Genomic DNA, 17832 nt, shown 5'->3' with positions numbered 1-17832 from the left:
TAATAAGAAATGAGCTTTTTGGATTTACTCAAAATCGAGTTTATGAAAGTAAAACGCTCCAAAATCGTACCCCTGATTTTTATTGCACCTTTATTGGTGGTGGTTTCCGGGGTTGCGAGTTTGAGCAACTACTTTACACCGGAATACACCAATGCGTGGCCTGCCATGTTTATTCAAAGTGCGCTTGTTTACGCCTACTATCTGCTTCCATTCAGCATGATCGTGGTTTGCGTGATGATCGCAGGACGAGAAACAGGAAATAACGGGATTCTGAAAATGCTGGCGCTGCCGGTCAGCCGCTGCGCATTATCCATTGCCAAATTCTGTGTGCTTACCTTTTATCTGTTTATGGAGATGGTGGTGTTTCTTGTCATATTTGTAATCGCTGGGTTGATTGCGACACAGACAATGGGAGTAACAGAAACCCTGTCGATCCTATATCTTCTGAAATGGTGCTTGGTGCTGTTTCTGACTATGCTGCCGTGCATTGCGGCTATGTGGGCCATCACTGTGCTGTTTGAAAAGCCGCTTCTTTCTGTGGGATTAAATCTGCTGCTTGTGATTCCCGGTGTATTGGTTGCGAATACGCCGCTGTGGATCGCCTACCCGTACTGTTACAGCGGTTATCTCGTTTCCTGCTCTCTCCATGACTTTACAGCAGAAACTTCCGACGCTGCTTTTTCGGTGTTTCCGTTCCTGCCATGCGCGATTGTAGTGTTTGGCCTGTTTTTCGCGTTGGCTGTCACCCAATTTGGGAAAAAAGAAATGAGGTAAAACTATGGAAAAGAAAAAACTTCAATCAGTTAGTATCGCTGCGCTCATTGTGAGCATCCTACCGCTGGCGGCTCTTGCCCCATCGCTTCTGCACCTTTCGCTGTCGGATGGAGTCCGAACCGCTTGGGCCGGAGCCAATATCGTTTTTGTCCTGCTGGGTCTGATTCTTTCGGTGGTATGTGTGCGGAGCAGGGAAAGCCGCAGCATTATCAATATTGTATCAACTGCAATCAGCGTTTTTTGGCTGCTGCTGATGGTGGGAATTGTTGCGCTTGCCATGTTCCTTACTTTCGTTCAGTGAGGAAACGGTTATGCGTAGAGTTGGGAAATTTATTGGATGCTGCCTGATCGCGGTTTCTTTGCTGGCTTGTACTGCCTGCTCCATCTCGATAGGTTAGAGCAAAAAGCAAAGCTGTACTATGGTAACTATTGCTGCAAAACGGATTTTGATTTAATCCGAAAAATTAAAGCCTTAGTCAGTAACTAACTACAGACACCATCTGCCGGACGACGGCAAAAGAAAAAAAGCCGTCGTAGAGCAGACAATTTGACACGCCCATTTGAAACGGCGGCTTTGATTTCAGAGCCGCCGTTTCTTTGCGTTTACACAATCCTATGACGACTTGCAGGGACACGGTAGCCGATTGGAGGTTATTTTGCCGTGTCTCGTTTGCTTTTTCAAAGCTCACATGATCTACATCAGTTAAAAAAAGCATTGCTCCTCCTCCGGGCAAATATAACATTGCATCGGCATTATCGTTCCATGTAATTCAGTATAATAATGGCTGTTCTTGGCGCGCCAGTTTTCTCTCACGGAAATCTGGCGTTTTTTGTTGCCATTTTTTCGGAGATGACCCGGTTGTCTGCTGGTGTCGGCCTCCGCCTCCATTCGATTCACCCGTCAATCACCCGCGAATCGAAATGGAGGTACATAATGAAGAAAATTAACCTTCGGGAACTTTATCCTGATGTTTATACAACAGACTTTTTTGTAGATGTGACAGAGGAAGTAATGGAGACTATTCGAGCAGCTGAACGTGCGGAGGCTGCGTATGAGCGAAAGATGTATCGTTATAAAGCACAGTATTCTCTGGATTGCGAGAATGGCATTGAAAATGCGGTGCTATTGAAGCCGCAAACACCGGAGATGCTTCTGGAGGAAAAACAGTTCCAGGAGCAGGTCTATGCTACTGTGATGAAGCTGCCGGAGAAACAGGCAAAGCGAATTTATGCCCGATACTATCTGGAAATGACGGTAAATGAAATTGCCGAAGTAGAAGGTGTAGACCCAAGTCGTGTCCGAGACAGTATCCGCTGTGGATTAAAGCAGCTTGTAAAATATTTTTGATAAAATTTCATTTGATGCGCCTGTTTTTTGCCTTTTTTGTCAGTGTTAATAAGAAGGACAAGTTTTCCTCCTTCATCAGTACATTGACAATCGAATAGACAGCACAACAGGTACATAACCCATGTACGAGCGAATATGAAACGCCGCGAAGATGGAGCAGTCAGGGAGGTGATGAAAGAACTGCTTCGGAGCGATCTACGATTTCATAAAACGGATTGTGGCAGATTCGGCGCGATGACTGCATGGGGGCTTAAAGATACTTCCTCACGGCCCGCCAAAGACTTGGGGGGAACCCTGCGGCACACGATACGAACGATGCTGCGGAGTTATGACAGCCGCGCCAGCGGAGACCTGTTGTGTTCCCATCGTCAGGGGGCGTGGCAAATGTGATGAAAGCTGAGTTATATAAATAGGAAGCGTTTGCAGCTTCCTGTTCAAAATCAGATACCATGCGCTGGCAGTTTCGGCTGCCAGCGTATTCATGTGGCTTTGAACAAACACGATGACAAACTTGACAGATTGGAGGAAATATGCTTTATGGAAAAACTTATTACACGAAAAGAAGCAGCAGAAATTTTAGGTATCAGCATTGCAACGCTGGACGCGGCCCGTAACAATGGTCTTATTTCTTATGTGCAATATGTGCAGAATGGCTGTGTGTACTTTACTTCAGCGGGCCTTCAGGAGTATATCGCAAAATGCACCCACAGAGCAAAGCCAGCAGAAAAGAACGCAACTTATCGTAAACCTCGCAGAGCTGGAGTGTGAGTCGATCCGTATCCTTGTCGAAATCATAATGGTCTGATAAAACATAGATACAGCGCTGGAGTCTATTCTTAGGAGGTGACGGAATTGGCCAAACGGCAAACAATAATTCCTCAATATGGCACAGTTATGAAAAGAGGTGTCCTATATTATAGGACCAGAATCAAAGACGCGAATGGTAAGCTCGTAGCTATCTACGCAAAAACACCTGAAGAACTATACAACAAAGAAACGCTTGCGTTGGAACAGATTGAGAATGCCACTTTTCATCGGAAAACGCCCACAGTTGCAGAGTATTGTGAAAAGTGGCTGCTGATGCAGTCGGTTCATGTACGAGCTACTACTTTGACGGATTACACCTCAAAGGTTAGGCGGCATATTATAGCGGAATTGGGAGATAAACGGATGGGTGAGGTTAGCCTGGATGATATTCAGCTTGCCCTTGTTCCGGTTTCCAAAAAATCTGCATCGGTTTATAAATCTGTGGTAATCCTTTACAAATCTATCTTTCGCGCAGCGATGGAAAGCAGGATTATTGACCACAACCCAACGATTTATCTGACAACAAAGGGTGGCGGTGTTCCACAAGAGGATCGTCAGGCTTTGACAGATGAACAGGTGGAGCGCCTTTTGGATGCTATCCGAGATTTGCCGCCTTATGTCTTTGTCATGATTGGTTTATATGCAGGGCTACGCCGGGAAGAAATTCTTGCTCTGCAATGGGATTCAGTATATCTGGATACAGATACTCCATATCTGACGGTAAGACGGGCATGGCACACCGAACATAACAGACCGGTGATTTCGGATGAATTGAAAACCAAGGCTGCGGAGAGAAATATCCCCCTTCCTGTTTGCTTGGCTGAGTGTTTGAAAGCAGCAAAGGAAACTTCGACTTCGGAGTATGTGGTTTCAAACAGGGATGGCGAACCGCTGTCCTACACGCAGTTTAAGCGACTTTGGCAGTATATTGTTACGAGGACGGTCAAGGAGCGGAGCTATTATCGGTATGAAGATGGAAAAAGAGTAAAGCATACTGTCACACCTGTCTTGGGAGAAAAGGCTGCTCATAACGGAAAAGTGGTTTACAGTCTGGACTTTGAAGTAACACCCCATCAGCTGCGGCATACTTACATTACCAATCTCATTCATGCATCGGTAGATCCCAAAACGGTTCAATACCTGGCAGGCCATGAAAGCAGCAAGATTACCATGGACATTTATGCAAAGGTTAAGTACAACAGACCAGATGAGCTGGTCAGATCAATGAACTGTGCGTTTGCAAGCTGGGATGCAGCACAGTAATAACAAATAGGAAATGAAGCAGGAGCGAGGCAAGGATGTCTCGCTCTTTGTTTTACCTCAGCCGTATCTTTGATTAAATCGAGGCTTTCTGATAAAAAGAGAGTGTAGATACGGAGACTACACATTATCAAGAAAGGACGATCAAAGATGGCAAAAAAGAAAACACAGATCCCGAAGTACGGGACCATTACATTGAAAGGAATCCAGTATTACAGAACCAGGATTACGGATGCAGATGGCAAAGAGTTGAGTTTGTATGCCGCTACTTGTGAAGAATTGTATGAGAAGCAGTTAGAGGCCCGGAAGCAGGTGGAAGAAATTATCTTTCACCGACAGCACCCGACAGTAGCCGAGTATGGAGAGAAGTGGCTGCTGATGCAGTCGGCAAAGGTGTCTGCGTCTACACTCAGAGGTTATACGAGGGATATGACAAACTATATCATAAAACCTCTGGGAGAGATGTATATGGAAGAAGTGACCGCTGACGATATTCGGCTGGCGCTTGTTCCATTGTCAAAGAAATCGGAAGGCTTATACAATAAGGTCAATATGCTACTCAAGTGCATTTTTTATGCGGCAGAGAGAAACCAAATTCTTGAACACAATCCCTGTGCGGGAATATCCGGTAAAGGCGGAAAACCGACAAAAAAGAAGGAGGCATTGACAGATCAGCAGGTAGCCGTGCTTCTGGATACAGTCAAGGGACTTCCTCCATATTTGTTTATTATGCTCGGTTTGTATTCCGGTCTGCGTCGGGAAGAAATTCTTGCACTGCAATGGGATTGTGTATTTCTGGACGAGGATACACCTTATCTATCGGTGAGGCGGGCATGGCGTACAGAGCATAACAGACCAGTGATTTCTACGGTGCTAAAGACTCCGGCGGCAAAAAGGGATATTCCGATACCGAAGTGTTTGGTGGATTGTCTGCGAGAAACGAAAGAAAATTCCATATCAGATTATGTGATTGCTGACAGCAAAGGGGAGCCGCTGGCTGCTTCGCAGTTTCAAAGAGTGTGGCAGTATGTCGTTGTCCGCTCCACTAAGCCCCGGAACTATTATAAGTATGTGAATGGGCAGAGCATCAAATACGTGGTTACCCCAACGCTGGGCATGACCCAGAAAAATCAACCCAAAATCAGATATACGCTGGACTTTGATGTAACCCCGCATCAGCTGCGGCACACTTACATTACCAATCTTCTCTATGCTGGCGTTGATCCAAAGACCGTCCAATACCTTGCCGGACACGAAAACAGCAAAACAACTATGGACATCTATGCAAAAGTGAAGTACAATAAACCAGAGGAGCTGTTTGGGGTAGTAAATGGTGCGTTTCATCAGGCTATTGCTGAATGAAAAAAGGCCGCTTTTTATGGTCCGCACACCGGATAACTGAGAGGCGGAAAGCCGGAAAAGCCCGGAGTATCAAGGAAAAACAGCTCAAAAACTCGCGCAATACGGTCTCAAAGCAGCTCGTCGCGCTCCGCAGTTCAGCAAGCGATAATTCCAATCGAATACAGAAAACTATTAAAACCTCGGAAAGCCTTGATTTTCCGGGGTTTTTTATATCTGAAATTTCTAAAATTTTCTAAAAAAGGGGTCGTTTTTGAAGTGTAGCACACGTAGCGCACAAAACACCTTAAAAAATATATTGAGTATATTGCAAAGAAAAATTGCGTATGATATAATGCCAGTAGGCAAAAGAAATAATAAGTCCATGAGGACAAAAAGAATGAAGCCCCCAGTACCGCGAATACTGAGGGCTTCTTCTTATTTTTTATAGTGGACAAGAAACCACTAGGTCAGTGCTGTCCTTACTTGTCGCCGTCTAACCATTTGATGATGTAGTGGCAGGCTACACCAGCCATGCAGGAGACAAAGAAAGAAATAATAAATTCCATGAGGTTCACCTCCTCCCGTTGCCGGGTTTCGGTTGGACAACAATAGTATTATAGCATAGAACAATACGGACGGGAAGCAAATATATTTGCCCTTTATGGCAGTGTATTTGCAGGAACGGTGTAGCGCCGAAAAAATTGAAAGCAATGTATGAGACACTTTAATAGATATTTGATCAGACAAGGACTCTGATCGGACGAATGGGAGGTATGCTTCATGCCGTTACAGATTATCAGAAACGATATTACAAAAATGCGCGTTGACGCAATCGTCAATGCTGCCAACACTTCTCTTTTGGGCGGCGGTGGTGTGGACGGCTGCATTCATCGTGCCGCCGGACCGGAACTGCTTGCAGAATGCAGTACGCTGCATGGCTGCGAGACTGGCAGCGCAAAAATCACAAAGGGATATCGCCTGCCCTGCAAATATGTGATTCATGCAGTCGGCCCGCGCTGGCGAGATGGCAAGCATCAGGAACAACAGCTTCTGGAATCCTGTTATCGGACATCTTTGAACCTGGCAAAAGAAAATGGCTGTCAGTCGGTGGCCTTTCCGCTGATTTCCTCCGGCATCTACGGCTATCCAAAAGACCAGGCTCTGAAGGTTGCAGTCGATACCATCAGTGCATTCTTGCTGGAAAATGAGATGATGGTCTACATCGTTATCTTTGATAAGAAGGCATATCAGATTAGCGGAAAACTGTTTGTTGATATCGCGGCGTACATAGATGACCGATATGTGGAGGAACATACCGACAGTCGAGTAGAACAGAGACGGCGGCTTGAAGCGTTGTCAGAGGAATCCTGCTTTGAAGTTGCATCTGCCCCGCTGCCGTCCGAAGCAATCTGTAAATCTTGCAGCAGTCAATCTCTGGAGGAGGCACTGGGGCAGATTGATGAGAGTTTTTCAGAAATGCTGCTGCGGAAGATTGACGAAAGCGGCATGACGGATGTCCAGTGTTACAAGAAGGCAAACATTGACCGGAAGCTCTTTTCCAAAATTCGCTCTGATAAATTCTATAGGCCATCCAAACCAACAGTGCTGGCATTTGCTCTTGCTTTGGAACTGCCGCTTGCCCAGATGCAGGAGATGCTCGGTAAGGCAGGGTTTACCCTTTCCCATTCGAGCAAATTCGATATCATTGTAGAATATTTTGTCGAACGGGGAAACTACAATGTGTATGAAATTAACGAGGCATTGTTTGCTTTTGACCAGAGCCTGATCGGGGCATAAGGACAAAGAAATGTCGTTTTCTATGCGACCACTTCACAAAAGAAAATCGCTATATTATGGCTGTAAGGTACGAAACCGAGTAGCCATAATCTTTTGGGAGGACAAGCATATGAGAAAAAATTTAACAGAGATCGTTTTTATCTTAGACCGCAGCGGTTCCATGAGCGGATTGGAACGGGATACCATCGGCGGATTCAATTCCATGATTGAGCAGCAGAAAAAAGCAGAGGGCGAAGCACTGATCTCAACGGTTCTGTTTGACAATGTGAGCGAAGTCCTGCACGACCGTGTAAATGTAAAGGATATCCGACCGATGACTGACCGTGACTACATGGTTCGCGGATGCACAGCACTCTTAGATGCCATCGGCGGTGCGATTCATCACATTGGAAATGTTCATAAGTACGCACGACCGGAAGATGTCCCAGAGCACACCATGTTCGTAATCACTACGGACGGAATGGAAAATGCCAGCCGCCGGTACAACAGCGAAAAAGTGAAGCAGATGATCGAGCGGCAGAAAGCGAAATACGGTTGGGAGTTTTTGTTCCTTGGTGCCAATATTGACGCAGTAGAGACTGCAAGCCAGTTCGGAATCGGTGCAGATCGTGCAGTCAACTATCAGTGCGATAGTGAAGGAACCGCGTTGAATTATGAGGTGGTCAGCGAAGCAATCAGCTCTGTCCGGTGCAGTGCCCCGCTGAGCGCAGACTGGAAAAAGCGTATAGACGAGGACTACAAAAAGCGTGAAGGCCGCAAGCACAAGTAAATACTTTTTGAAGCCGGGGTGATGATTCACTCCGGCGTTTTCTTTGGCAGGAATGCCGTTAAAGCATCCGAAACGGCACAAGACGTCCGGTGGACGTCTGCTTTGCGCGGACCGGAGTGGAACGGAGACGCAGTAGCCCGATGCCGCAGACAGCGTTCACCCGTGTAGATGCTCCGGATCCGGATGCCGATGAGCAGACAAATATCGTTTATCTAAATAAGGGTAAGACTGAAAAATGGCTTCCTGCTGCAGAAGTGCACGGTGAAGGTGTCTTTATTGAGTTTAATAGGGATAGTATTGATGCGTGGTTGAGAGATCCAGAACTGGGAGCACTTTCTCAGAAATATGCGCAGTGTTATAAGGAATTCTGTGAATCTAAAGAATGGATTGTTACCACATTACGAGATGCAAGGTATGTTTTGATGCATACATTTGCACATTTGTTGATTAAGCAGATGTCAATGTCCTCGGGGTATTCTTCATCTGCTATTCGTGAGCGTATTTATTTTGGGGATGATATGTCTGGTGTGTTGCTCTATACCGGAAGTGCCGATAAAGAAGGCTCACTTGGTGGACTTATAGAATTGGGAAATATTGATCAGCTTATTGTTTTAATGAAAGACGCTTTCCAAGAAGCACTGGTTTGCACAAATGATCCGGAATGCTGTTCAGTAAAGATTCTCTGATTGCATCCTCTGGATAATCTCTTCTGTCAGTTCGATCCAGATTTGAAAAGGTTGCATTTCCTTTCTTTTTCTTTCTTTCTTTCTCATTATAAACAAGAAAGAAAGGTCAAGGGGTGTAGAAACAAGCATTTTGTCGACCTGCAACAATTACAAGCCTCGTTGGAAAAGCAATGGGGTGTTTTTTAACCGGTTTTTTGGTGGATTCGTTTTGAGAGCAACCTTGAAATCAAATTTTGTTGCTTCGGCAATGAGCTGTTCTATCATAGAAATCTCTCTGTTGAGGTTGTAGAAGGTCTTTTGAATGAGGAAAATACAGGTTTATAGCGTTAGTGTAAACCATTCTTCTGAAGGTTAGCGATGACTTGTAACTAAAATAGCGACAAAATAAATTAAAAACTAAGATCAGTCTCTAAATAATTGATATTCTATGTGAAAGAGCGTATAATATAAGTACAAGAACAGGAGGCGATTATATGCTGGATGTAAATATGATAATTGCAAACAACATTCAGGCTGAACTGAAAAAAGAAAACAAAAAGCAGGTTGATCTGGCAGAAGGAATTGGAGTCTCCAAACAGACAATGAGCAAAATTATGAATGGTGCAAGAGCAATCAATGCGATTGAACTTCATAAGATTTCTGAATATCTGCATGTGTCGATGGATTCTCTGATGAAGATGCCAGAAAAGCCGATGGATACGAATGTGATTCATGCGTTTATGGGGCGTGTTAAAACAGAAGAAGCAAGAAAGGGAATCCGGCTTGCGGATGAACTGTCCGACATGATTCTGTTCCACACTAGGGCATGCGAGAATGGCAAAAAGATGGAGCAGCTCTGGGAGGATAAGTGATGAACAATGTTCTGAAAGATAGCCTTTTTGTAAGCCAAAACAGGAAATTTGATGAAATTCAATCTGTTGTCAGGCAGTTTTCGGCAGAGTATGTCGGTAATTCTATTATCAAAGATAATATTTTTGCTGTTATACAGAACTATGCAAGAAAGAAAGAAATTGCACTGGAACTGCTTCGTTTTCCAATTCATGATGATGAATTATGGGCATTGACTTTTTTGAAGCAGGATACGATTTTTGTGTGCGTAAATACGGCACTTCCACTATGTAAGCAGTTTTTCGCTGCGTCGCATGAATTGTATCATATCTACTGTTATGTAGAAAATGCAGACCAGAGCTATATAAAAAATGGTTCTATGCTGGATTCGGCAACAGGTGATGAAACAGGAAGAACACAGGAGGACTTGGAAGCTAATGCCTTCGCAGGTCTGCTTTTGATGCCGGATCAACTTCTCCATGAGCAAATTCTACTGTATGGAATTGATAAAGATTTGGTTTCGGTAGATTCCGTTTTGATACTTATGGATATGTTTGCTATGCCCTACAAGGCAGTTGTACTGCGCTTGTTTGAAAGTGGAAACATATCCCACCAGCAGGCTGAAAAGCTGCTGGAGATAAGTTCTGTGAATGTAATGAAAAGGGCATCACTGATAGGTAAGGCAAAGCGCTGGCAGCTTGATGGCAGGGGAACAGAATCTTTTGGCACACTCCTTGAGAAAGTTGAGTATAATAGACAGCATGAGTATCTGACAGAATCCAGAGAAAATGACGATGTGGCTTACATTACTCAACTGAAAAAAGAGTACGGTTTGGATTGAGGGGTGTAAAAGCGAAGTGAAAAAATATGCACTGCTAGATACCGATTTCATTTCCAAAACGCACTCTGTTCAAGATGGCGTCGATAATCATTTGATTGACCGGGTCATGGAATTGCCGGAATATGTGTTCTTTTGTCATGCGCAAATCGTAACAGAACTTAATCGGTATAATGCTGATGCGCCAATCTGGTTGAGCGAAAAGATTGGCGCGCAAAAGATAAAAAGCTACACGGATCAAGAAATTCTTGAAAGCCTGTCACATGTACGAGGGCCGCTGGCGTGTGCGACTTATACACAGATGTTAAAATTGGCCTGTGATGTTTTTTCTAAAGATTACTTTTCGGAACATTATCGAGCATTGGAAGATGCTGATTACACGGCGATATCGAGAGAGGATTATTTGAAAGAGCTTGAACGACTCGATATCGAAGTGGGCAAGAAAAATAATCTTGGAGAAATCAAGTCTTTTGTGCTGTTGCAGGTCTTGTCGGTGATGCTTGGGGAGCAGATTTATGTGTTCTGCTCCGATGACCGAAATGCTCGGAATGGCGCTACAAATTTTGAAGATGTTCGATGTATTAGTCTGGTATCGGTATTCTCGCGTTTGAAGGAGGAAGCAAACTGGACGTTTGAAGATGCTGAGCCGTATATTGAATCGCTCATTGCATTTTATCAAGATCATCACCAAACTACTTTCCGAGTAATGGAAGCGTCTGAGGTTAGAAGATTGCAACGGATACCATGCAGACAGGTGTTGCAGGAAATCTTTAACGGAAAATTTATTGAATTGAAAAATGGTATGTTGCGGTACAAGCGGTAAGTGAAAACAGGTTAAAGAATACCAACAATCACATGTCTAGTTGGGAAACCAGCGGAGAAAGTTATTGCAATGATAGAAGCAAAGAGTTCAGTAAAAACAGAAACATCTTAAAAAGTATACAGAGTATATTGCGAAGAAAAATCGCATATGCTATAATGCTCGCAGGCAAAAAAGAATTAAATTGTTTATAACAAAAAAATCAAAAGCCCTCGAAGTTGCAGCTTCCAGGGCTTTCTTCTTATTTCATTTTTTATTACAGTGGACAAGGAATCATCAGGTCAGAGCTCCGCTGTTTGTAGTATAGACGATAATTGTTGATTTTATTACGCAACAGGAATATTCAGTTAGGCTTACGCACAACAGAAAATTCTCATTCAATGCAGAAAGGGGCGGTTTTATGAGGCAGGATACACTGGAGGGCAGAGCAAAAACGAAAAACGGTGTCATTCGATTATGCTTTTCGGTGCTTTGTATTTTATTGGAAGCAGCTTTTATCATTATCGTGATCACAAGGCTGAATGAATATGCGGAGATCGTTAATCTGCTGACTAGAGTCTTTGCAGGAATTCTGGTTCTGGCACTATATGCATCCGATCAGACCTCTTCCATGAAAATGCCGTGGATCATTCTGATACTTGTGTTTCCGATCATGGGTGTAGCACTGTATCTGTTGATCGGATTAAATGGCGGAACCCGTAAAATGCGAGAACGATATGCGGATATCGACAGAAAGCTTCTGCCGCTTCTGCCGGACAATCGGGAAAAACTGGAAAATATCAAAAATAAAATCCCCAAAGCAGGAAATATCAGTGAGTATATTTGGAAAAATGCAGGTTATCCCGTATACCAGAATACGGATATTGTTTATTATGATGAGGCGGTAAAGGGATTAGAAGCACAGTTATCAGCACTGTCAAAGGCTGAAAAGTTTATTTTTATGGAATACCATGCGATAGAAGATGCAGAGGCCTGGAAAAAGATCCAGAAAGTGCTGGAGGAGCGTGTACAGGCAGGCGTGGAAGTGCGAGTATTTTATGATGATATGGGCTCTATTGGCTTTATTAATACGGATTTTGTAAAAAAGATGGAGCAGATCGGAATCCACTGCCGGGTATTTAATCCGTTTATGCCGGGTCTGAATGTATTTCTGAACAACCGTGATCATCGAAAAATAACCGTGATCGATGGAAAAGTAGCTTTGATATGCCCCTTGTCAAGTAGACAGGTGAGATATCTAAAGGTAAGCGACAAAAATACCTACATTTCATTTTGGAGTGTAGGTATTTTTATGCACACCATTTCTCTTTATATTTTTTAATTCGTTTGTTTTCTGGAATAGGATATTCTACTGGTATGTCAGATTTCAGTGCTTCTTGACGTACTTCTAGGGGTGTTTTGCAGCAATACCTATCCTGTGGACGTTCTTCACTATAAAATCTTATATAATCCTTTATTGCAAATCTTAATGAGGATTCATCAGTTATTTCGTACATCTGATACATTTCTGCTTTGATAATTCCCCAGAAACCTTCTGTTGGTCCATTATCAATACAATGTCCAACCCGAGACATGGATTGTCTCATTTCTTGTTTTACAAGTTTCTTTTTAAACATTTTGCTGGTATACTGGAATCCCCGATCTGAATGAAAAATCGGCTTTGCACAGGGGTTCAACGCAATTGCCTTATCAAAAGTTTTAAATACTAATTTATTATCATTTCTGGCACTAACAGCATATGACACAGGATATCTATCATACAGATCTATAATGGCACTTAAATACAACTTCTTTTTTTTACCTGGCACTTTAAATTCAGTCACATCAGTAGCCCATTTTTGATTGGGTGCAGTTGCGTAAAAATCTCTTTGTAATATATTTTGTGTTGTTTCATCTGCATTGGCATTCCTATATTTTTTCTTCTTTTTTCGTATAACGGAATGGATTCCCAGTTTTTTCATAATTCTGTGAACTCTATTTTTGCTGTACTTTGTTTGATTAAAATGATTGATCCAAGAAGTCATTCTCCGATACCCTAAGATATGACTAAAGCGTTCATCATACTCCTTAATGAGCTCTGCAAGTTTGATGTTTTCCATTTCATCCTCAGGTGTTTCACGGTGTAGCCATTTATAATAAGCAGCTCTTGCGACCTCCAAATGTTTACACATCCATCCAATACTCCAGTTTTTCTCTGTATGAAAATATTCTATCGCAAGATATTTTGATTCATGACGAACCTTACCCAGCCTCACATCCTTTCGAAGTCTTTCACTTTTTTTAACAATTCAACAACCATATCCTTTTCTTCCAGCTGACGCTTTAGTCGTAAGTTTTCACGTCTCAAACGTTCTAATTCATCTACTTCATCATCTGTTTTACGTTGACCGCGTCTGTCAGTTAATCCGGATTCCCCATCACTATCATATTTCTTTACCCAAGAATAGACCTGACCGTAAGAAACATTGAATTTTGTAGCTGTATTCTTATAGTCACGATTATGGTTGATGCAATAATTAACGATTTCTTTTCGTTCCTCAAGTGTTGTTTTTCTTCGTGCCTCTGCCATATAGACCTCCCGTTTTGGATTATAATCCTTGAACTCTCTATTGGCATTATACACCTTAATCCAACTTCGCAAAACAGAACGACTAGATATTGCATATTTAGCGATGATATCGTCAACAGTCCCTTCTCCATTTAGAACTGCTTCTACGCATCGGAGTTTAAACTCCTTTGAATAAGTTCTATTTCTATTCGATGGATGACAAAATGCAGCTATCCCATGAATTTGATATTCATTAATCCATCCTTTTAGTGTTGAATATCCTATACTGTATTTATCAGCAAGGAACTGAATAGAACCTATACCATCCAGATATTCCTGCGATACTTTAGCTCTAAACTCAGGTGAATGTTTTGATTTTGGCATGAAAAATACCTCCAAAGTAACAGATTTTTATATTTAATCTGTCTACTTTAGAGGTATCATATCACTTTCACAGGCGGCTATAATCTGGCAAATGAATATTTTAATTACACCAATCCTTACGGACAATGGAAGGATACCGGGATCCGTCTTGAAGGCGATGCAGTTCAGTCGCTGACAGCAACATTCCTTGAAATGTGGAATGCAGCCAATGACAGGAATAATAATGAGGATTTCAGCAAATATTTTATAAGATCAGAATATAAGGCAGCTCAGAACGGATTTGTACAGCCTTATGCAGATAGTCCAATGGATGATGAACAGGTAGGAGAGGAAGTTTATATCAGCATGGTCAACAAAGCTGAAAAATACTGCTGGTTTATAACGCCATATCTGATCATTACGGATGAAATGACACATGCGCTGTGTCTTGCTGCAAAGCGTGGGATTGATGTCAGGATCATTACACCGGGAATCCCGGATAAAAAAATGATTTACAGTGTTACACGTTCCTTTTATCATGGACTGGTTAAAAATGGAGTGCGGATCTACGAGTGGACACCTGGCTTCTGTCACGCCAAGATGAGCGTGGCAGATGACTGTATGGCAACATGCGGAACCATAAATCTGGATTACAGAAGTCTTTATCATCATTTTGAAAACGGATGCTTTATGGCAGACAGTCCGGCTGTGTTATCCATAAGAAATGACCTGGAAGAAACAATGAAGGAATGTCGGGAAGTAACAGAACAATACCGTACAGGACGCAGTGCATATCTTCGTCTGGGACAGCTTTTCATGAGATTGTTTGCAGGATTATTGTAAGGAAGAGGTGTAGATCTATGTGTACAGCAGCAACGTATCAGACAAAGGATTTTTATATGGGAAGAACTCTTGACTATGAGTTTTCCTATGGTGAAGAGGTGACCATAACCCCAAGAAATTATGAGTTCGATTTCCGATATGCAGGAAAAGCAAAAACACATTATGCTCTTATAGGAATGGCGTTTGTAGCAGGAGATTATCCGCTTTATTATGATGCGGCTAATGAAAAGGGACTGGGTATGGCAGGACTTAACTTTGTGGGGAATGCGGCATATGCAGATGAAGCGACAGAGGCAGATAAGGATCTTGTCCAGGTGGCGCAATATGAATTTATTCCATGGATCCTTACCCAGTGTGCTTCGGTGGCTGAAGCAAGGAGGATGCTTTCCAATATGAAGCTTATGGGAACACCCTTCAGTGAACAGCTTCCAACGGCACAGCTTCACTGGATGATCGCAGACAAGGAGGAATGCATCGTTGTAGAATCCATGAAAGACGGAATGCACATCTATGACAATCCTGTTGGCGTACTTACAAATAATCCTCCATTCCCCGGTCAGATGTTTGCACTTAACAATTATGCAGGTGTATCCAGAAAGCAGCCGGAAAGTACATTTGCAGGAGTGCTGGAGCTGGATCCATACAGCAGAGGAATGGGCGGAATGGGAATTCCGGGAGATCTTTCAAGCCAGTCAAGATTTGTAAAGGTTGCATTTACAAAATTAAACGCAATATCCGGAGATGGGGAAAACGAAAGTGTCAGCCAGTTTTTCCATATTTTAGGCTCTGTTGATCAGCAGCGGGGATGCTGTGAGGTATCAGAGGGCGCATATGAGATCACGATCTATACTTCATGCTGCAACACGACAAAGGGAATTTATTATTATACCACATATGATAATCACCAGATAACCGCAGTAGATATGTATGCGGAAAACCTTGATTCAGACAAGCTGATCCGTTATCCGATCATATTAAACGGTGAGATCCGATGGCATAATAAATAAGAACAGGATTTTTACAGAAGATAATGAGATAGGAAGATGGAAAATTATTCAATAGTATTCAGCAGCTTAACCGGTAATACAAAAAGCTGCCAGTCAGCCGATCGCAGTGTATACAGAGATTTGACTTTACAGCAGAGAAAAATATCAAGTATAATACTATAGCATTATTAAAAATCCCTTCCGGGAAAACAGAAAAACCACAATGATAAAGGAATATAACAAATGAGTATTTTAAATGTAGAACACCTGACTCACGGGTTTGGAGACAGAGCGATTTTCGAAGATGTATCTTTCCGGCTTCTTAAGGGAGAACACATCGGACTTGTAGGCGCTAATGGCGAAGGAAAGTCCACATTTATGAGTATCGTGACCGGAAAACTGATGCCGGATGAGGGCAAGGTAGAGTGGGCAAAAAATGTCCACGCAGGCTATCTGGATCAGCATGCAGTTCTGGAAAAGGGGATGACCATCGGCCAGGTGCTGAAATCCGCTTTTGATCCTCTTCTCAAAAAAGAAGAACGGATGAACGAGATCTGCGACAAGCTGGGAACTGCAGATCCTGACGAGATGGATGGTCTGATGGAAGAGCTTGGAACGATCCAGGACGAACTGACACTTCACGATTTTTATGCGATCGATGCCAAAGTGGAGGAGGTTGCCAGAGCTCTGGGCCTTCTGGATCTGGGGCTTGACCGTGATGTTACGGATCTAAGCGGCGGACAGAGAACTAAGGTACTTCTTGCGAAGCTTCTTCTTGAGAAGCCAGATATCCTGCTTCTGGATGAGCCTACCAACTATCTGGATGAGGAGCATATTGCATGGCTGAAAAGATATCTTCTGGATTATGAGAATGCATTTATCCTTATTTCCCACGATATTCCGTTCCTGAATTCTGTAGTTAACATTATCTATCATATGGAAAATCAGGAACTGAACCGTTATGTAGGAGATTACGATCATTTTCAGGAGGTCTATGCGGTCAAGAAGGCACAGCTGGAGGCTGCTTACCGCAAACAGCAGCAGGAGATCAGTGAGCTGAAGGATTTCGTAGCAAGGAATAAGGCACGTGTTTCCACAAGAAACATGGCTATGTCCCGCCAGAAAAAGCTGGACAAGATGGATGTGATCGAGCTGGCAGCAGAGAAGCCGAAGCCGGAGTTCAAATTCCGTTATGGCCGAACACCAGGAAAGATGCTTTTTGAGACACATGACCTTGTGATCGGTTATGATGAGCCGCTTTCCAAGCCACTGAATTTTACTATGGAGCGAGGACAGAAGATCGCACTGGTGGGAACCAATGGAATAGGAAAAACAACACTTCTTCGAAGCCTTCTTGGACTGATCAAGCCTCTTTCCGGAAGTGTGGAGCAGGGCGAGAACCTTGAGATCGGATATTTTGAGCAGGAAGTTAAAGGTGATAATCGAACTACCTGTATCGAAGAGCTCTGGCAGGAATTTCCGTCATTTTCCCAGTATGAAGTGCGTTCCGCGCTGGCGAAATGCGGGCTGACGACCAAGCATATTGAGAGCCAGGTACGAGTTTTAAGCGGTGGTGAGCAGGCAAAAGTGCGTCTTTGCAAGCTGGTGAACCGTGACACCAATATTCTTCTTCTGGACGAGCCTACTAATCATCTGGATGTGGATGCAAAAGACGAGCTGAAAAAAGCTCTCCGGGAATACCGCGGAAGTATCCTTCTCATCTGCCATGAACCGGAATTTTACCAGGATGTGGTAAATGAAGTCTGGGATATGAGCAAGTGGACAACCAAGATATTCTGATAATGGATATAGATATATGGCAGA

17 protein-coding genes and 2 pseudogenes are annotated in these 17832 nt (G+C 43.2%); 16 read left to right on the top strand and 3 right to left on the bottom strand.

The genetic code is table 11. The features are described 5' to 3' along the window. Positions 1-9: 9 nt before the first annotated feature. Positions 10-774: an ABC transporter permease gene (locus tag CCC17_RS11810; RefSeq protein ID WP_287083145.1), complete on the top strand. Its 765-nt coding sequence runs from the start codon at positions 10-12 to the stop codon at positions 772-774. 4 nt (positions 775-778) lie between these two features. After that, positions 779-1075 (top strand): hypothetical protein, encoded by a 297-nt coding sequence (locus CCC17_RS11805; protein ID WP_118633963.1) that lies wholly within the window; start codon positions 779-781, stop codon positions 1073-1075. Between the two features lie 175 nt (positions 1076-1250). On the opposite strand, the gene CCC17_RS11800 is transcribed toward CCC17_RS11805, so the two are convergent. Beyond that, a complete protein-coding gene (locus CCC17_RS11800; protein ID WP_173813845.1) occupies positions 1251-1490 on the bottom strand; it encodes a hypothetical protein in 240 nt (79 codons plus the stop codon). A 218-nt stretch (positions 1491-1708) separates the two neighbouring features. On the opposite strand from CCC17_RS11800, the gene CCC17_RS11795 reads away from it, so the two are divergent. From CCC17_RS11795 to CCC17_RS11745, 11 genes and pseudogenes are all read left to right on the top strand, one after another. Then, entirely contained in the window at positions 1709-2122 is a 414-nt protein-coding gene (locus CCC17_RS11795; RefSeq protein WP_287083144.1) for a sigma factor-like helix-turn-helix DNA-binding protein, read from the top strand. Between the two features lie 537 nt (positions 2123-2659). Continuing rightward, positions 2660-2890: a helix-turn-helix domain-containing protein gene (locus tag CCC17_RS11790; RefSeq protein ID WP_008728422.1), complete on the top strand. Its 231-nt coding sequence runs from the start codon at positions 2660-2662 to the stop codon at positions 2888-2890. A 126-nt stretch (positions 2891-3016) separates the two neighbouring features. Continuing rightward, on the top strand, positions 3017-4192 hold the full coding sequence (locus tag CCC17_RS11785; protein WP_370776474.1) for a tyrosine-type recombinase/integrase: 1176 nt from the start codon (positions 3017-3019) through the stop codon (positions 4190-4192). A 147-nt stretch (positions 4193-4339) separates the two neighbouring features. Further along, positions 4340-5551: a tyrosine-type recombinase/integrase gene (locus CCC17_RS11780; RefSeq protein WP_287083143.1), complete on the top strand. Its 1212-nt coding sequence runs from the start codon at positions 4340-4342 to the stop codon at positions 5549-5551. 759 nt (positions 5552-6310) lie between these two features. Next, the gene (locus CCC17_RS11775) at positions 6311-7327 is read left to right on the top strand and encodes an O-acetyl-ADP-ribose deacetylase (RefSeq protein WP_015527355.1); all 1017 of its coding nucleotides are present in this window, start codon (positions 6311-6313) and stop codon (positions 7325-7327) included. A gap of 109 nt (positions 7328-7436) precedes the next feature. Beyond that, complete coding sequence (locus CCC17_RS11770) at positions 7437-8096, top strand: vWA domain-containing protein (RefSeq protein WP_015527354.1); 660 nt, start codon at positions 7437-7439, stop codon at positions 8094-8096. A 140-nt stretch (positions 8097-8236) separates the two neighbouring features. Continuing rightward, the gene (locus tag CCC17_RS11765; RefSeq protein ID WP_015527353.1) at positions 8237-8782 is read left to right on the top strand and encodes a Zn-binding domain-containing protein; all 546 of its coding nucleotides are present in this window, start codon (positions 8237-8239) and stop codon (positions 8780-8782) included. Positions 8783-9255: 473 nt separating this feature from the next. Further along, positions 9256-9633 carry a helix-turn-helix domain-containing protein gene (locus tag CCC17_RS11760; protein ID WP_015527351.1) on the top strand — a complete coding sequence of 126 codons (378 nt, stop codon included), beginning with the start codon at positions 9256-9258 and terminating at the stop codon, positions 9631-9633. Beyond that, positions 9633-10451, top strand: coding sequence for an ImmA/IrrE family metallo-endopeptidase (locus tag CCC17_RS11755; RefSeq protein ID WP_015527350.1), 819 nt, complete (start codon positions 9633-9635; stop codon positions 10449-10451). Before CCC17_RS11760 ends, CCC17_RS11755 begins: the two co-directional genes overlap by 1 nt. A gap of 16 nt (positions 10452-10467) precedes the next feature. Continuing rightward, entirely contained in the window at positions 10468-11271 is an 804-nt protein-coding gene (locus tag CCC17_RS11750) for a hypothetical protein (RefSeq protein WP_161208906.1), read from the top strand. 397 nt (positions 11272-11668) lie between these two features. Then, a pseudogene (locus tag CCC17_RS11745) lies at positions 11669-12466 on the top strand (PLDc N-terminal domain-containing protein); the annotation flags it as partial. Between the two features lie 91 nt (positions 12467-12557). On the opposite strand, the gene CCC17_RS11740 reads toward CCC17_RS11745, so the two are convergent. Beyond that, positions 12558-13523 carry an IS3 family transposase gene (locus CCC17_RS11740; RefSeq protein WP_173717587.1) on the bottom strand — a complete coding sequence of 322 codons (966 nt, stop codon included), beginning with the start codon at positions 13521-13523 and terminating at the stop codon, positions 12558-12560. Further along, positions 13520-14200: a helix-turn-helix domain-containing protein gene (locus CCC17_RS11735; RefSeq protein ID WP_173717586.1), complete on the bottom strand. Its 681-nt coding sequence runs from the start codon at positions 14198-14200 to the stop codon at positions 13520-13522. The genes CCC17_RS11740 and CCC17_RS11735 overlap by 4 nt, the downstream gene beginning before the upstream one ends. Before the next feature lie 60 nt (positions 14201-14260). On the opposite strand from CCC17_RS11735, the pseudogene CCC17_RS11730 reads away from it, so the two are divergent. The 3 genes and pseudogenes from CCC17_RS11730 to CCC17_RS11720 all read left to right on the top strand — a co-directional run. Continuing rightward, a pseudogene (locus CCC17_RS11730) lies at positions 14261-15022 on the top strand (phospholipase D-like domain-containing protein); the annotation flags it as partial. A 17-nt stretch (positions 15023-15039) separates the two neighbouring features. Continuing rightward, on the top strand, positions 15040-16029 hold the full coding sequence (gene bsh / locus CCC17_RS11725; RefSeq protein ID WP_173745882.1) for a choloylglycine hydrolase: 990 nt from the start codon (positions 15040-15042) through the stop codon (positions 16027-16029). Positions 16030-16251: 222 nt separating this feature from the next. Beyond that, positions 16252-17808 carry an ABC-F family ATP-binding cassette domain-containing protein gene (locus CCC17_RS11720; protein WP_015527346.1) on the top strand — a complete coding sequence of 519 codons (1557 nt, stop codon included), beginning with the start codon at positions 16252-16254 and terminating at the stop codon, positions 17806-17808. Positions 17809-17832: the final 24 nt, after the last annotated feature.

It is taken from the genome of Blautia sp. LMAG:36 (genome assembly GCF_008680535.1).
GTDB lineage: Bacteria > Bacillota > Clostridia > Lachnospirales > Lachnospiraceae > Blautia_A > Blautia_A fusiformis.
This window is presented reverse-complemented; position numbering and strand designations above follow the sequence as displayed.

Bases quoted from the DNA above. Each gene is read 5' to 3' on its own strand.
- CCC17_RS11810 (WP_287083145.1), top strand. From the start codon at position 10: ATGAGCTTTTTGGATTTACTCAAAATCGAGTTTATGAAAGTAAAACGC.
- CCC17_RS11805 (WP_118633963.1), top strand. From the start codon at position 779: ATGGAAAAGAAAAAACTTCAATCAGTTAGTATCGCTGCGCTCATTGTG.
- CCC17_RS11800 (WP_173813845.1), bottom strand. From the start codon at position 1,490: ATGCTTTTTTTAACTGATGTAGATCATGTGAGCTTTGAAAAAGCAAAC.
- CCC17_RS11795 (WP_287083144.1), top strand. From the start codon at position 1,709: ATGAAGAAAATTAACCTTCGGGAACTTTATCCTGATGTTTATACAACA.
- CCC17_RS11790 (WP_008728422.1), top strand. From the start codon at position 2,660: ATGGAAAAACTTATTACACGAAAAGAAGCAGCAGAAATTTTAGGTATC.
- CCC17_RS11785 (WP_370776474.1), top strand. From the start codon at position 3,017: ATGAAAAGAGGTGTCCTATATTATAGGACCAGAATCAAAGACGCGAAT.
- CCC17_RS11780 (WP_287083143.1), top strand. From the start codon at position 4,340: ATGGCAAAAAAGAAAACACAGATCCCGAAGTACGGGACCATTACATTG.
- CCC17_RS11775 (WP_015527355.1), top strand. From the start codon at position 6,311: ATGCCGTTACAGATTATCAGAAACGATATTACAAAAATGCGCGTTGAC.
- CCC17_RS11770 (WP_015527354.1), top strand. From the start codon at position 7,437: ATGAGAAAAAATTTAACAGAGATCGTTTTTATCTTAGACCGCAGCGGT.
- CCC17_RS11765 (WP_015527353.1), top strand. From the start codon at position 8,237: ATGCCGCAGACAGCGTTCACCCGTGTAGATGCTCCGGATCCGGATGCC.
- CCC17_RS11760 (WP_015527351.1), top strand. From the start codon at position 9,256: ATGCTGGATGTAAATATGATAATTGCAAACAACATTCAGGCTGAACTG.
- CCC17_RS11755 (WP_015527350.1), top strand. From the start codon at position 9,633: ATGAACAATGTTCTGAAAGATAGCCTTTTTGTAAGCCAAAACAGGAAA.
- CCC17_RS11735 (WP_173717586.1), bottom strand. From the start codon at position 14,200: ATGCCAAAATCAAAACATTCACCTGAGTTTAGAGCTAAAGTATCGCAG.
- bsh (WP_173745882.1), top strand. From the start codon at position 15,040: ATGTGTACAGCAGCAACGTATCAGACAAAGGATTTTTATATGGGAAGA.
- CCC17_RS11720 (WP_015527346.1), top strand. From the start codon at position 16,252: ATGAGTATTTTAAATGTAGAACACCTGACTCACGGGTTTGGAGACAGA.